At 58.1% G+C, this 15,108-nt stretch carries 15 protein-coding genes; 11 read left to right on the forward strand and 4 right to left on the reverse strand.

The window, feature by feature from the left end:
- The first annotated feature begins 12 nt into the window (after positions 1–12).
- From ICY20_RS10565 to ICY20_RS10585, 5 genes are all read left to right on the forward strand, one after another.
- The gene (locus ICY20_RS10565) at positions 13–390 is read left to right on the forward strand and encodes a gamma-butyrobetaine hydroxylase-like domain-containing protein (RefSeq protein ID WP_159960229.1); all 378 of its coding nucleotides are present in this window, start codon (positions 13–15) and stop codon (positions 388–390) included.
- Between the two features lie 251 nt (positions 391–641).
- Complete coding sequence (phaC, locus tag ICY20_RS10570) at positions 642–2,321, forward strand: class II poly(R)-hydroxyalkanoic acid synthase (protein ID WP_159960231.1); 1,680 nt, start codon at positions 642–644, stop codon at positions 2,319–2,321.
- Between the two features lie 149 nt (positions 2,322–2,470).
- Positions 2,471–3,316, forward strand: coding sequence for a poly(3-hydroxyalkanoate) depolymerase (phaZ, locus tag ICY20_RS10575; RefSeq protein ID WP_159960233.1), 846 nt, complete (start codon positions 2,471–2,473; stop codon positions 3,314–3,316).
- Positions 3,317–3,404: 88 nt separating this feature from the next.
- The gene (gene phaC / locus ICY20_RS10580) at positions 3,405–5,087 is read left to right on the forward strand and encodes a class II poly(R)-hydroxyalkanoic acid synthase (protein ID WP_159960235.1); all 1,683 of its coding nucleotides are present in this window, start codon (positions 3,405–3,407) and stop codon (positions 5,085–5,087) included.
- Between the two features lie 27 nt (positions 5,088–5,114).
- The gene (locus ICY20_RS10585; RefSeq protein WP_159960237.1) at positions 5,115–5,735 is read left to right on the forward strand and encodes a TetR/AcrR family transcriptional regulator; all 621 of its coding nucleotides are present in this window, start codon (positions 5,115–5,117) and stop codon (positions 5,733–5,735) included.
- A 41-nt stretch (positions 5,736–5,776) separates the two neighbouring features.
- Here the strand turns inward: ICY20_RS10585 and ICY20_RS10590 are convergent, their stop codons facing one another.
- On the reverse strand, positions 5,777–6,469 hold the full coding sequence (locus ICY20_RS10590) for a response regulator transcription factor (protein ID WP_228758377.1): 693 nt from the start codon (positions 6,467–6,469) through the stop codon (positions 5,777–5,779).
- Positions 6,470–6,830: 361 nt separating this feature from the next.
- On the opposite strand from ICY20_RS10590, the gene ICY20_RS10595 reads away from it, so the two are divergent.
- The 6 genes from ICY20_RS10595 (at position 6,831) to ICY20_RS10620 (ending at position 13,285) form a co-directional block, all read left to right on the forward strand.
- The gene (locus ICY20_RS10595; protein WP_159960239.1) at positions 6,831–7,412 is read left to right on the forward strand and encodes a fimbrial protein; all 582 of its coding nucleotides are present in this window, start codon (positions 6,831–6,833) and stop codon (positions 7,410–7,412) included.
- Positions 7,413–7,502: 90 nt separating this feature from the next.
- The gene (locus tag ICY20_RS10600; protein WP_159960241.1) at positions 7,503–8,279 is read left to right on the forward strand and encodes a fimbrial biogenesis chaperone; all 777 of its coding nucleotides are present in this window, start codon (positions 7,503–7,505) and stop codon (positions 8,277–8,279) included.
- 8 nt (positions 8,280–8,287) lie between these two features.
- Entirely contained in the window at positions 8,288–9,055 is a 768-nt protein-coding gene (locus ICY20_RS10605; protein WP_159960243.1) for a fimbrial biogenesis chaperone, read from the forward strand.
- Positions 9,056–9,228: 173 nt separating this feature from the next.
- Entirely contained in the window at positions 9,229–11,793 is a 2,565-nt protein-coding gene (locus ICY20_RS10610; RefSeq protein WP_194937444.1) for a fimbria/pilus outer membrane usher protein, read from the forward strand.
- Between the two features lie 2 nt (positions 11,794–11,795).
- Positions 11,796–12,740: a fimbrial protein gene (locus ICY20_RS10615; protein WP_159960247.1), complete on the forward strand. Its 945-nt coding sequence runs from the start codon at positions 11,796–11,798 to the stop codon at positions 12,738–12,740.
- A 17-nt stretch (positions 12,741–12,757) separates the two neighbouring features.
- On the forward strand, positions 12,758–13,285 hold the full coding sequence (locus tag ICY20_RS10620; RefSeq protein ID WP_194937445.1) for a fimbrial protein: 528 nt from the start codon (positions 12,758–12,760) through the stop codon (positions 13,283–13,285).
- A 71-nt stretch (positions 13,286–13,356) separates the two neighbouring features.
- Here the strand turns inward: ICY20_RS10620 and ICY20_RS10625 are convergent, their stop codons facing one another.
- The 3 genes from ICY20_RS10625 to ICY20_RS10635 form a co-directional block, all read right to left on the reverse strand.
- On the reverse strand, positions 13,357–14,292 hold the full coding sequence (locus ICY20_RS10625; RefSeq protein WP_194937446.1) for a phasin family protein: 936 nt from the start codon (positions 14,290–14,292) through the stop codon (positions 13,357–13,359).
- A 12-nt stretch (positions 14,293–14,304) separates the two neighbouring features.
- Positions 14,305–14,727 carry a phasin family protein gene (locus ICY20_RS10630; protein ID WP_159960253.1) on the reverse strand — a complete coding sequence of 141 codons (423 nt, stop codon included), beginning with the start codon at positions 14,725–14,727 and terminating at the stop codon, positions 14,305–14,307.
- 105 nt (positions 14,728–14,832) lie between these two features.
- Entirely contained in the window at positions 14,833–15,108 is a 276-nt protein-coding gene (locus ICY20_RS10635) for a polyhydroxyalkanoic acid system family protein (RefSeq protein ID WP_116627463.1), read from the reverse strand.

Genomic DNA, 15,108 nt, shown 5'->3' on the forward strand with positions numbered 1-15,108 from the left:
GGGTTATCTCCAATGTCCAAATTTCCTACTGCCGTAAACCTGCACAAAACCTCCAACACCCTCGGCCTCACCTACGGGCCCAACGAGGTGTACCAACTCCCCGCCGAGCTGCTGCGCACCCACTCGCCTTCCGCTGAGGTGCAAGGCCACGGCAAACCCATCCTGCAATTCGGCAAGCTCAACGTTAAGTTGACCAAGGTAGAACCCGCCGGTCAGTACGCACTGAAATTGACCTTCGACGACGGTCACGACAGCGGGCTGTTCACCTGGGACTACCTCTACCAACTGGCCGTGCGCCAGGATGCACTGTGGGCCGATTATCTGGCCGAACTTAAAGCCGCTGGCAAAACCCGCGATCCGAGTGAGTCGGTCGTGCGGCTAATGCTCTAGCCCAAGCGTCTTGCTCTTTAGAGGGCATTTTCTAATTTCATCTGTTTGAATGCCCTGTCGCGAGGCCAATGATCGGCCCGCTTGCGAAAAAAATTAAACTCGGGTAACCAATGGAACTGGCAAGTTCCCTGCATTTGACGATGCGGTATTAACGGTCACCCGAGTCGCAGTACCTGGCTTGTGTCGTGTATCGAAACCTGGTGCACAGAGCGGTAGCCGGTACTCGTCTTTCGGACAATGGAGCGTCGTAGATGAGTAACAAGAACAACGATGACTTGAAACGCCAGGCCTCGGAAAACACCCTGGGGCTCAACCCGATCATCGCGTTACGTAAAAAGGATTTACTCGCCTCGGCGAAGATGGTGCTGACCCAAGCCATCAAGCAACCGTTGCACAGCGTCAAGCACGTCGCCCACTTTGGCGTCGAATTGAAGAATGTAATGTTCGGCAAATCCCAGCTGGTGCCGGAAAACGACGACCGTCGCTTCCACGACCCGGCCTGGAGCCAGAACCCGCTCTACAAGCGCTACCTGCAAACCTACCTGGCGTGGCGCAAGGAACTGCACGACTGGATCGGCGACAGCAACCTGTCACCCCAAGACATCAGCCGCGGCCACTTCGTGATCAACCTGATGACCGAAGCCATGGCCCCCACCAACAGCGCGGCCAACCCGGCGGCGGTCAAACGCTTCTTTGAAACCGGCGGTAAAAGCCTGCTCGACGGTTTGTCCCACCTGGCCAAAGACATGGTGCACAACGGCGGCATGCCGAGCCAGGTCAATATGGGCGCCTTTGAAGTGGGCAAGAGCCTGGGCACCAGCGAAGGTGCGGTGGTGTTTCGCAACGACGTGCTGGAGCTGATCCAGTACAAGCCAATCACCGAACAGGTGCACGAGCGCCCGCTGTTGGTGGTGCCGCCGCAGATCAACAAATTCTATGTCTTCGACCTGAGCCCGGATAAGAGCCTGGCGCGCTTCTGCCTGCGCAATGGTCAGCAGACGTTTATCGTGAGCTGGCGCAACCCGACCAAAGCCCAGCGCGAGTGGGGCTTGTCGACCTACATCGAGGCGCTCAAGGAAGCGGTGGATGTAGTGACCGCGATCACCGGCAGCAAAGACATCAACATGCTCGGCGCCTGCTCCGGTGGCATCACCTGCACTGCACTGCTGGGCCACTACGCCGCGCTCGGGGAAAAGAAGGTCAACGCCCTGACCCTGCTGGTGAGCGTGCTGGACACCACCCTGGACACCCAGGTCGCGCTGTTCGTCGACGAGCAAACCCTGGAGGCGGCCAAGCGCCATTCCTACCAGGCTGGCGTGCTGGAGGGCCGTGACATGGCCAAAGTGTTCGCCTGGATGCGCCCCAACGACCTGATCTGGAACTACTGGGTCAACAACTACCTGCTGGGCAACGAGCCGCCGGTGTTCGACATCCTGTTCTGGAACAACGACACCACACGCTTGCCGGCCGCCTTCCATGGCGACCTGATCGAACTGTTCAAAAACAACCCACTGGTACGTGCCAACGCACTGGAAGTGTGCGGCACGCCCATCGACCTCAAACAGGTCACGGCGGATATTTATTCACTGGCCGGCACCAACGATCACATCACACCCTGGCAGTCTTGCTACAAGTCGGCGCAGTTGTTTGGCGGCAAGGTGGAGTTTGTGTTGTCCAGCAGCGGGCATATCCAGAGCATCCTCAACCCGCCGGGCAACCCCAAGGCACGTTACCAGACCAGCGACAGCCTGACGGCGAAACCACTGGAATGGCAGGAGAATGCGACCAAGCACACCGACTCCTGGTGGCTGCACTGGCAGGTGTGGCAGGCGGAACGGGCGGGTAAGTTGAAGAAGGCGCCGACGACATTAGGTAATAAAACGTACGTCGCAGCCGAAGCGGCGCCGGGTACCTATGTACACGAACGCTAAATTGAAATGAGATCAAAATGTGGGAGCGGGCTTGCTCGCGAATGCGGTGTGTCAGTCAACACATCTGATACTGATACACCGCTTTCGCGAGCAAGCCCGCTCCCACATTTAGACCGCATTCCGGCTGTCACACTTCACAGGGCTTGAGCATGCCGCAACCGTTCATCTTCCGCACCATCGACCTGGATGGCCAGACCATCCGCACGGCGGTGCGCCCGGGCAAGCCTCACTTGACGCCGCTGCTGATCTTCAACGGCATCGGCGCCAACCTTGAGTTGGTGTTCCCGTTCGTCCAGGCCCTGGACCCGGACCTGGAAGTGATCGCCTTCGATGTGCCGGGCGTGGGCGGTTCATCCACACCTAAACGGCCCTATCGTTTTCCCGGATTGGCCAAGCTGACCGCCCGCATGCTCGACTATCTCGACTACGGCCAGGTCAATGCCGTGGGCGTGTCCTGGGGCGGCGCACTGGCGCAACAGTTTGCCTACGACTATCCGGAGCGCTGCAAGAAACTGATCCTGGCGGCCACGGCAGCGGGTGCGGTGATGGTGCCGGGCAAGCCGAAAGTCCTGTGGCTGATGGCCAGCCCGCGCCGCTATATCCAACCGTCTCATGTGGTGCGTATCGCGCCGATGATTTATGGCGGCTCGTTCCGTCGCGACTCGAACCTCGCCGCTGAACACGCCAGCAAAGTGCGCTCGGCTGGCAAGCTCGGTTACTACTGGCAGTTGTTCGCCGGGCTAGGCTGGACCAGCATCCATTGGCTGCACAAGATCCGCCAGCCCACCCTGGTGCTGGCCGGCGATGACGACCCGTTGATCCCCTTGATCAACATGCGCGTGCTGGCCTGGCGCATCCCCAATGCGCAGTTGCACATCATCGATGACGGTCACTTGTTCCTGATCACCCGGGCCGAAGCCGTTGCGCCGATCATCATGAAGTTTTTGCAAGAGGAGCGCATGCGTGCAGTGATTCATCCGCGCCCGGCAGTGTAAGGACCGCACCGCCGCGCAACTTGCCAGGAACCGACTATGGTTCTGAATTGGCGTGCCTGTTGTTGCCTTGACGAAGGAGTGTTGGCTCATGCGAGAAAGACCCGTGACGAACCCGGCGCCCACCCCCGCTGCGTTCATCAATGCGCAAAACGCGATCACCGGCCTCAGGGGAAGGGACTTGCTCTCGACCCTGCGCAGCGTCGCCGCCCACGGCCTGCGCAACCCGGTGCACACCGCACGGCATGCCTGGGCCTTGAGCGGTCAGCTGGGCCGAGTGCTGCTGGGTGAGACGGTGCATGAGCCCAACCCCCACGACAGCCGCTTCACCGACCCCACCTGGAAACTCAACCCACTGTACCGCCGCAGCCTGCAAGCCTATTTGAGCTGGCAGAAACAGACGCGCCACTGGATCGATGACAGCTCCCTGAGCGCCGATGACCGGGCCCGCGCGCACTTTGCCTTCGCCCTGCTCAACGACGCTGTTTCACCGTCCAATACCCTGCTCAACCCGCTGGCCATCAAGGAACTGCTCAACTCTGGCGGCAACAGTGTGGTGCGCGGCGTGAGCAATCTGTTTGAGGACTTGCTGCACAACAACGGCCTGCCGCGCCAAGTGAGCAAGCACGCCTTCGAGGTGGGCAAAACCGTCGCCACCACCCCGGGCTCGGTGGTGTTTCGCAATGAACTGCTGGAGCTGATCCAGTACAAACCCATGAGCGAAAAACAGTACGCCAAGCCGCTGCTGGTGGTGCCGCCGCAGATCAACAAGTACTACATTTTTGACCTGAGCCCGGCCAACAGTTTTGTGCAGTACGCGCTTAAAAACGGGCTGCAAACGTTTATGGTCAGTTGGCGCAACCCGGATGTGCGTCATCGCGAGTGGGGCCTTTCCACCTACGTTGCCGCGCTGGAAGAAGCGCTTAACGTGTGCCGGGCGATTACCGGTGCCCGAGAGGTCAACCTGATGGGTGCCTGTGCCGGCGGCCTGGCCATTGCTGCGCTGCAGGGTCACCTTCAGGCCAAGCGCCAGCTGCGGCGTATCTCCAGCGCGAGCTATCTGGTCAGCCTGCTGGACAGTCAGATGGACAGCCCCGCCGCCCTGTTCGTCGATGAACAAACCCTGGAAGCGGCCAAGCGTCGCTCCTACCAGCAAGGTGTACTGGACGGCCGCGACATGGCCAAGGTCTTCGCCTGGATGCGCCCCAATGACTTGATCTGGAACTACTGGATCAACAACTACCTGCTGGGCAAAGAACCGCCAGCCTTCGATATTCTGTACTGGAACAACGACAACACGCGCCTGCCCGCCGCGCTGCATGGCGACCTGCTGGACTTCTTCAAACATAACCCGCTGAGCCACCCCGGCGGCCTGGAAGTGTGCGGCACCCCCATCGACTTGCAGAAGGTCACGGTAGACAGCTTCAGTGTGGCCGGCATCAACGACCACATCACGCCGTGGGATGCGGTGTACCGCTCCACCCAATTGCTGGGCGGCGACAAGCGCTTCGTGCTGTCCAACAGCGGGCATATCCAGAGCATCCTCAACCCGCCGGGCAACCCCAAGGCCAACTACGTCGAAAACCCCAAGCTGAGCAGCGACCCCCGCGCCTGGTACTACGACGCCAACCACGTCGAAGGCAGTTGGTGGCCGCAATGGCTGGAGTGGATCCAGCAACGCTCGGGCGCACAACGCGAGACCCTCACCGCCCTGGGCAACCAGAATTACCCACCGATGGAAGCAGCGCCGGGCACCTACGTGCGCGTGCGTTGAGCTCAACGATCAGATTAAGAAGACTGGATGAAGACCCGCGACCGTATCCTTGAATGTGCCCTGCAGTTGTTCAATCAGAAGGGCGAGCCAAACGTGTCGACCATGGAGGTGGCCAATGAAATGGGGATCAGCCCCGGCAACCTCTACTACCACTTCCATGGCAAGGAGCCGTTGGTGCTTGGGCTGTTCGAGCGCTTCCAGAACGAGCTGGCGCCGCTACTCGACCCACCGGCGGATGCGCAACTGGAAGCCGAGGATTACTGGCTATTCCTGCACCTGATTATCGAGCGCATGGCGCATTACCGATTTCTGTTCCAAGACCTGTCGAACCTCGCCGGGCGTCTGCCAAAACTGGCCAAGGGCATTCGCAACCTGCTCACGGCGCTCAAGCGAACCCTGGCTTCGTTACTGGCTCGGCTCAAAGCAGCAGGGCAATTGGTCAGCGGCACCCAGGCGCTGGGGCAGTTGGTGGAACAGATCACCCTGACGTTACTGTTTTCTTTGGACTACCAGCGGATACTCGACCGTGCAGGCGAAGTGCAAGTAGTGGTGTATCAAATCATGATGCTGGTGGCACCGCACTTGTTACCGCCGGCTCGGGAAGCAACGGAGCGATTAGCCTTGCGCTATTTGGATGACCAACACTAACACTCAATCAAACAGGAAGTTTCTTACATCAATAACACCCATCAGGGCTCCCCAAACTGCCGAGTAAACTTAAAAAGCTCACTGTCACTTCGAATACCCAACTTCCTGTAAGCCGATTGCTTTTGTGTGCTTATCGTACTTGCGCTGCGCGAAAACTTGGCCGCAATAGAATTGACGGACATCCCATCCAGAAAACAACGCAATACCTCCTGCTCTTTTGGAGTGAGGCACGCATTCAACTGCAACGGCACTGAAAACTCCACTTTCGATTTCATCTTCGCAATATCAAGAACCGGCTGCATCCCCTGTAATGGCGGCAACATACAGGGTTGTAAATAAATTCGACCTTGGGCCACCGTTCGGATAGCCGTAATCAATTCAGTCAGTTTTTGGGTTTTGCCCAAGACCCCCCAACTCCCCGCCTTCAACGCCATGGAAATAGTTGCAGGCGTGTAGTGAGAGGTGACAACCACAGGCCTGCACTTACTGAAACGTCGATTAAGCGCTTGGATCAAGCTGAGGCCGTCAATATCCGAAGGGCCGAGGATAAAATCCATGACGACCACATCTACAGGCCGCAAGGCGAGCGCCTCCATCAATTCCCTGCCCGTGCCAAAGGAACCAATCACATCGAGATCGGCCTCCTCGTTAAGGCCCAACTCGATGCCCTGTCGAACCATCTCGTGGTCATCTAACAACATGACGGTATAAACATTGGAGTTTGAAATAGGCATAAAAAACCCGCAGAGATGAACACAGCCGACCGCTTACAACCTTAAAGTTGTTGCGAGCACGTATATCTCAGCCACACCCTGGGATCAATACAGAAAAACAACACGCTGTATTCTTTCAGCATTGTCTTACGGCAACATCCCACACAGAAAAAAGAACACTCTATTTTTGAAAAACCCTGAATCAAATCAGGAGGCTTTCGAACAATCACGAGATAAAACTCGCTACTTCTCTATAGGCAACACCCGCTTACAAGAGACAGATTATGTACCCCGCCACTCTCTAGAGACGCGCAAAACAATGACAGGTGTAACAACTTGACTTGCGGCGGGCCACACCGATTACTCACACCATGGGAACACTATGAAATTCAATGCTCTCTCCACCCTTGCGGCAGCGCTTTCGCTGGCTGCCGTGGTATCGCAACCCGTGTACGCAGCAGCAGATGGCATCATCAATTTCACCGGCTTGGTCAACGATGTGACCTGCACCATCGAAGGCTCGCCACCGGGTACGGGTGCCGTGGTCAAGAACGTTAACCTGGGCGGCGTCTCTGCCGCACGCCTGGCGAATGCGGGGGATCGCGCCAACCTGACCGGTTTCACCATTCGCATTGGCGGGCCAGGCGAGGGCAGTTGCACCAACGGGCGTACTGCCATGGTTGCATTCGACCCAACCAGCCCGGCCATTGACGTGGCAACCGGTCGCTTGAACATCGACGGCTACAACGACCCATCCGACGCCACCAACGCCAAGAACGTACAGGTAGAAGTCACCAACCGTGACGGCTCGCCTATCAACGTTTACACCGAAAAATCCGCAGGTGTGGTCATCGTCGATAACCAGGCAGTCATCCCACTGGCCGCACAGATGTACGCCAGCGGCCCTGCCACCGAAGGTGCGGTCAACACCCGCGTAGGCTTTCTGGTCGTCTACGCCGATTAAGGGGCGAGCAAGCCTGTACTGACGGGCTTTGCACGCAATGGGCCTGCGCCTGCCGCGCAGGCCCCCCTTGATTCGAAGAGACCTCAAACCATGAAAAAAATGGCCTGCCTCGCGCTTGCCACCTGTGCTGTTGGATGGTTATCGCTGCAAGCGCTTACCGCCCATGCAGGCGTCATTATTTACGGCACCCGCGTGATTTACCCTGCCGAACAGCAGGAGGTTGTCGTGCGCCTGGAAAACAAGGGCAGCCGACCGGCGCTGGTACAAACCTGGCTGGACAGCGGTGATCTGCGCTCCACGCCTGCTACGGCACAGACGCCGTTCACCCTTTCACCGCCAATCTTCCGGATTGAACCCAGTCAGCAACAGGCACTGCGCCTGCGCTATTCCGGCGAACCGGTGCCTACAGACCGCGAAAGCCTGTACTGGCTGAACGTACTGGAAGTGCCACCACGTTCAGCCGACGCCGAGCAGAACAACCAAATCGAATTGGCATTTCGTAGCCGCTTGCGGGTATTCCTGCGCCCTGCATCACTGCCCTACCCCGTTGCCAGCGCCCCGGCAAAAGTGCAATGGAAACTGGTGGATCACGAGCAAGGTTTCGCCCTGCAAGCAACCAACCCCACCCCGTACCACATTTCACTTACAGCAGTTGATTTGCTGAACGATGGCAAACGGTTCAGCAAGGCGGCAAACAAGGAAGCCAACGACGGCCTGCTATTGCCAGCCGGTGACGTGAAACTGTTTGCGCTACCCCTGCTACGCAGCCGCCCAACTGGCACGACCAAAATCGAATTCACCACCGTCAGCGACTTCGGTGCCCGCGTGCGCCACTCAGTTGGCCTTACCTCTTCGTCCGCAAGATGATCGACTGTATGAAAGCCATTTTCACGCCACACCTGTCAGCCAAACTCATAACCTGTGCATTTGCACTGCTCGGTGCCGTCGCCGTGCAAGCAAGCGTTGTCATCAACAGCACACGCGTTGTTTACCCGCAGAACGACAAGGAAGTGACGATCAGGCTTGAAAGCAAGAACCAGGCGCCGGTTCTGGTACAGACATGGCTGGACAGCGGCGACGAGCACTCAACGCCGGAACTGGCCGCAGTGCCCTTTGTTGCCACCCCGCCGATCGTGCGAATGGAGCCGGGCAGTCAACAAGTCATACGCCTTGCCTATACGGGGGAGAATTTACCGTCAACGCAAGAAAGCCTGTTCTGGTTCAACCTGTTGGAAGTGCCCGCGCAATCGCCTGGTGCCCAACAAAGTAACCAATTGCAGCTCGCCTTCCGCTCGCGGATCAAACTGTTTTTCCGCCCATCGAACCTGCCACACGCAGTCGAGGCCGCCCCCGCAAAGCTGCAATGGCGTCGAGTACCGAGCGAGCAGGGCCAAGCACTGGAAGTGTACAACCCGACCCCTTATCACGTGACATTCGAGCACGTCGAAGTGCTGGAGTCAGGCGTGCGCCATGCCCGTGAGCCCGGCACTTCCAACAGCGAGAACATGGTGATTCCCGGTGGCCGCAACCGGTTTGAGCTGCCCAGCCTGAAATCGCCGCCAAGTACCGCAGCAACCGTAGAGTTCCAGACGCTCGACGACTTTGGCGTCAAGGTTCCCCACAGCGCGAAGGTTTCGTTATGACCCACAAAATCTGCGGCCATCCGCCCTGGTTTCCCACCGCTTAGCCATCGCCTGCTCAAGCAGGTTGAACCTATCAATTTTCGCGATCGCACACGTTTGGTAGATGCCCACTTTCGGGGCAGGGGCTCTGCATGCCGCCATTCGGACAGTACCTATTTCTGGGAACGGTAAACATGAGTTTGAACACCCCCGACAGGGTTAGAAATGGGGCCCTGAAACGCCATCGTCTGACACTCATGGCACGTAGCTTGTTGTTGTTGAGCGGCACTCACGCCATGGGCGTCCATGCAGTAGAAAATGTCCAGTTCAACCCGGCTTTCTTTCCCGATGGCGGAGGCGGTTTACAGGTTGATATTTCAAAATTCAACCAAGGCAACGTTGTGCTGCCCGGTAGCTACCGAACCGACGTTCACCTCAACGGCCAGTGGATTGGGCGTGAAACATTGTCCTTCACAGCGATTGAAGGCCAGAAAACGGCCCAATTGTGCCTGGAACGCGAAGCACTGCTCAGGTTTGGTATTGACCTGGATGCGGTCGAACAGCAATCGGTAGCAGCCGGCAACGCCGCGCCAGCGCCGTTTGAAAGCTGCGCAGACATCTCGACCTACCTGCCTGGCGCCAGCAGCCAATTCGACTCTGGCGAAAACCGCCTGGACCTACAGGTTCCGCAAATATTCCTGGCGCGCAAAGTGCGGGGCTACGTCGACCCTCGCCATTGGGATGGCGGAGTCGACGCCGCCTTTGTGCGCTATAACGCCAATACGTTTTCTACACGAACGAACGGGCGCTCAATCGGCTCTCATTACCTGGGCCTCAACACCGGGCTAAACCTGGGCGATTGGCACTGGCGCCACAATGGCAGCTACAGCCAGACCGACACCGCCGCTGGCTATCAAAGTAGCGCCACCTACGTGCAGCGTGACCTGAGCACACTAAAATCCCAACTGATGGTGGGCGAGATCTACACCCCCGGCGAGCTGTTCGACAGCGTACGCCTGCGAGGCGCCAGCCTGTTCAGCGACGACCGGATGCTACCGGACTCCCAGAACGGTTTCGCACCCGTGGTACGCGGTATCGCCGAGACCAACGCCCGAGTGACCGTACGCCAGCGCGGCGTATTGCTGGAAGAAGTGTCCGTAGCGCCTGGCCCGTTCGTGCTTAACGATTTATTCCCCACCGGCTATGGCGGCGACCTGAACGTCACGGTCACCGAGGCGGATGGGCGCCAGCGTGAGTTCATCGTACCGTTCGCCGCCAACGCTAACCTGTTACGCCCCGGCAGTAGCCGTTACTCATTGAGTGTCGGCCAACTGGATGAAATTGGCCTGCGCCATCCCCCCACAATGATGCAAGCGACTTACCAGCATGGCCTCAGCAACCTGCTGACGGGCTACACCGGCACGATGATCGGCGACGACTACCGTTCGCAGTTGCTGGGCGCGGCGTTCAACACCCCGTTGGGTGCACTCTCTTTCGACCTGACCAACTCCAGCGCCAACCTGCCGGGGCACGGCTCCCGTGACGGGCAAAGTCTGCAGTTTCGCTACAGCAAAAACTTTGCGGATACCGGAACACACTTCGCTCTCGGTGCGTACCGATACTCTACCGAAGGCTTCCTGACGGCTGGCGATGCAGCAAGGGTTCGCGACCACGCTATCGATGGGCTTAGCCTCGACAGCCTGTCACGTGTGCGCGACAGGATGGACATCAGCCTCAACCAGAGCGTGGGCAATGGTGCGGTGTACCTGACCGGCTCGTCGCAAAACTATTGGAACCGTACGAGTGGCAATCTGACCTTTACCGCCGGTTACAGCAATTCCTGGAATGGCATCCACTACACCGTCAGCGCACAGCAAACGCGTGACCTGCTGAGTGACCGGGTCGACAAGCAAGTGGACCTGACCTTAAGCCTCCCACTCGGCAGCAGCCCACGGTCACCTACCCTGACCACTACGGCCTACCGCGGCGACCAGAGCAGCGGCGAACGCCTGAACCTGGGCGGCAGCCTGGGCGAGCGCAGCGAATTCAGCTACGGCGTGGGCGCCAGTCGCACCCACGGCAGCGGCACCGCCACCAGCGCCGACATGAAATACCAGGCCAGCCATGGTGTGCTATCGGCCGGCTACGGCCAAAGCAACGCTTACCGCTCGACATCACTTGGCATTACCGGCGGCATCGTCGCCCACGCCGGCGGCGTGACCTTCGCCCCGGAGCTGGGCGATACCATCGGTATCGTCGAAGCGCCCGCGGCTCAAGGCGCTCGGATCAATGGCAACCACAGCGCCCAGGTTGGGAAAAGCGGCTTCGCGGTAGTGCCTCATCTGAGCCCATACCGCCAAAACGTCGTCGAGCTGGACCCCAAGGATCTTTCCGTCGACGTGGAACTCAAGACCGCCGCGCAAAACGTCGCCCCTCGCGCAGGCTCAGTGGTGAAGTTGCAATTTGAGACCGTCAGCGGCCAGGCCGTGCTGATTACGGCACGGCTCGCGGACGGTAACCCGCTGCCGTTTGGGTCGGATGTTTTTGATGAAGACGGGGCCAGTGTCGGAATTGTCGGCCAGGGCGGGAAAGCGTTTGTACGCGTGCCGCGTGAGCAAGGGCTATTGACCGTCAAGTGGGGAGCCGCTGCCAACGCATCTTGCCAATTGCAGTACAGCCTGACGCAGGAATCGACGGCTGATGCCCCTCAACGTTTGCGCAACCTGAACGCAGGCACTTGCGAAACAAATAAGGATTGAAGATGAAACACTCCATCAAACTCCTTTCAACACTGCTCACGCTTGGTCTGCCGGGCGTTGTTCAAGCGGCGTGTGATAGTTACATGAACTCTGAGCATGGCCTCACTTTGCCAGCCACCATTACCGTACCCGACAGCCTTCCTTTGGGCGCTGAAATCATCCGGCAGCCCTTCAGTGGCGTTGTTCCTGGTCGGTTCATGAATTGCCCAACTACCACCATCGCAACGGTTTATGGCCGTTACAGCGGAATGCTGAATCCAACCCCACCCGGCACCTGGCGCACCGAAGCGCCGGGCGTTGGAATTGTTATCAGAATCACCGACGCCCGCCCATCGACCAATGCCTATGCGTTCACCAGTGGCCAAACAACACTGCCTGTTGGAAGACACCCCATTTTCACGAATGCCGAGGCGATCTTCGTCAAAACCGGGCCAGTGACAGACGGGGTAGTACCAGCAGGTAACATCTTCTACTACAACTTGCGCAATGCCGGCCCCCCAGTGGGACATTTTCGGCTGAACATCAACAACTCGGTACGCTTCGTCAGGCCAGCCGCCACGTGCGACCTGGCCGCTGGCGACGTCAACCGCACCATTACGCTGCCCACCATCAAAGTCAGTGCTTTAAGAGACGCCGTCTACGCGGGCACACACAACTTCGATCTGACAGCCAACTGCACCAATGCAGCCAACGTCACCTTCCGCTTTACCGGCACCCCCGCCCCCGGAAACAGCGCGCTCTTTGCCAATACGGGCACTGCCAGCGGCATCGGTTTGTGGCTGTCTACACGCGGCCATGCGGCGACTATTGCTCCCAATAGTACCCGCCAAGTTGGTGTTTCCAGTAATCGCGCAATCTTGCCGCTCAGCGTTGCCTATCACCGAAACGGCACCGTCAGCCAAGGCACGCTCGTCAGTACCGCTACCGTGAACATTACCTATAACTAAACCCTGAGGAGTACCGGATGAAAGTTCAAGCAATGCCACTGCTGTTGGCAATCACCGCAAGCTTGGTGGTCAATACAGCCCACGCCGCCACCACAGGAACTTTGCAGTTTAGAGGACAGGTCAATGCTGGCACATGCAATCTAGCTTCAGGCGATGTGAACCGCACCGTTACACTGCCAACTATTAAAATTTCAGACTTTGGGGCACTACCCTATACAGGCGCTTTGAACTTCGAGATTTCTGCCGACTGCGAATCGGATATTCGCAATGTCACATTTCTGTTCGCAGGTACTGCCTCCGCCGGAAACCCCGCGCTGTTTGCCAACACAGGGTCGTCAGGAGGCACTGCCCTTTGGCTGAAACACCGCGCCACACCTCTTTACACCATCCCGGCCAACGGTACGGCTGCCCAGCGTAGCCGCACGATTGCCACCAGCGCCAGCAAGGCCGTGCTGCCACTCACCGTGGAATATCACAAGACTGGCGCCGCCGTTACCCAAGGCACTCTGGTCAGTGCCGTGACGGTTTCGATTACTTACAACTAAGCCACACATTACGAGCACACAAAAAAACGCCCGACCTTCACAGGCCGGGCGTTTTTTGTGCCCCGAAAAAATCAGGACTGACTGGAGGACGTCGGCGTTACCGGCGATGCAGTCGGGGAAGCAGCAGGCGTCGGCGGTGTCACCGAGTTGGCTGTTGAAGCGGTGGGGGCAACGGCGGTTTTGGCTACCGCAGCAGGCTTCGGCGCAGCGGGCTTTTTAACGGCCACTGGCTTCTTGACGGCGGGTTTTACTGCTGCCTTGGGCACTGCCGGTTTAGCAGCGGGTTTAGCAGCAACCGGCTTGGTAGCAGGTTTCGCTGCGGCGGTTTTAGCCGCAGGTTTGGCAGCAGCTTTTGTCGCAGGTTTGGCTGCTGGCTTGGCAGCCGCTTTTACCAAGGGCTTGGCTGCGGCCTTGACGGCCGGTTTGGCCGCTGCGGTTTTAGCCGCAGGCTTGGCAGCCGGTTTAGCGCCAGCTTTTGCCGCAGCTTTGGCTACTGGCTTGGCAGCCGCTTTTACCAAGGGCTTGGCCGCGGCCTTGGCAGCCGGTTTGGCCGCTGCGGTTTTAGCCGCGGGTTTGGCAACAGGTTTTGCTGCGGCCGTTTTCACGGGAGCCACTTTAGCGCCGGTGAGTTTCTCGATTTGCTTGGTCAGGGTATCGACCTTGCTGTGCAGCGTCTTCAGCTCTGCTTTGCTAGGCACGCCCAGTCGCGAGATGGCACTGTTGAGGCGCTTGTCGAAAGTCTCTTCCAACTTGCCCCAGGTGTCAGAAATGCTCGACTTGGCGGAACCGGCAGTTGCCTTGGCCGCTTCAACTTTTTTACCCACTGTGGTTTTGGTCAACTTCTCGGCCTTCTCGCCGTCCTTGACCAAAGTCTCGAAGTATTTACCGCCGTCACTGCTAACCTTCGAGTACACGCCTAAACCAGCAAGCCAGATCTTACGGGAATATTTTTCAACTTCCCCGACCCACGAGCTGCCTTCTTTCTGAGTAGTCTTTTTAACAGCCATCCCGATGTCTCCTTAGTGTTTACGCGCGACACGTTCTAGCAATGTCGTCAGCTCTTCGAGCTTAGCAGAGAGTGTCTCAACGTCATGTTTAGACGCAATGCCGATTCGATTCAAGGCACTGGCAACACGAGTATCAAAAGCTTTTTCAACTTTATCCAGCTGAACTTCTACCAGGCCTTTGACGGAGGAGACATTACTCTTTACTTGGTCAATCTGACTGTTGGCGGCCTCAAGTTGTTCAACTGCAACTTTTTTACCTTTACTTTCAACATGTTGACCAGCTTTAACGAGATCCTTGAAGTACTCGCTGCCCTCGCTTCCGACCTTGGCGTAGGCACCGAGGCCGGCCAGCCAAATCTTGCGGGCGTAGGATTTAACGTCACTCAGGGCAGTGGTTGGGGCGTCGATTTTTTTCTTCAAGATAACTTTGGCCATGGTGCACCTCACGCAGAATAGGGTGGAGGAACGGCCCGCAGGAGTTGAGGGCTTGGGCACAAAGTAGGTTGAAAAATTAGAATCGGCACCCTAAGAGCAGGTTAATCAGGCCAACGCCTTATCCAGAGCTTTCTCGATTTCAGACTTGATGGTGCCACTCATGGCCGACATCAACAGCCCCAATTCCACATCAATGCGCAGCGAATCATCGGCCACTAGTACGGTGCCTTTAACCCCCGAACGCTTGAGGTTCAAGGTATCGCCAGACCACGACGGCTCCAGACCATATTGCTCCTTAAGCTTTTGCGCCAACTTATCGGCCTTTGCCCGCGCGCCTTCTTTACCCAGGGAATGTGCACGCTCAACGGTTATACGGGCCAT

Source organism: Pseudomonas pisciculturae (assembly GCF_015461805.1).
Taxonomy (GTDB): domain Bacteria; phylum Pseudomonadota; class Gammaproteobacteria; order Pseudomonadales; family Pseudomonadaceae; genus Aquipseudomonas; species Aquipseudomonas pisciculturae.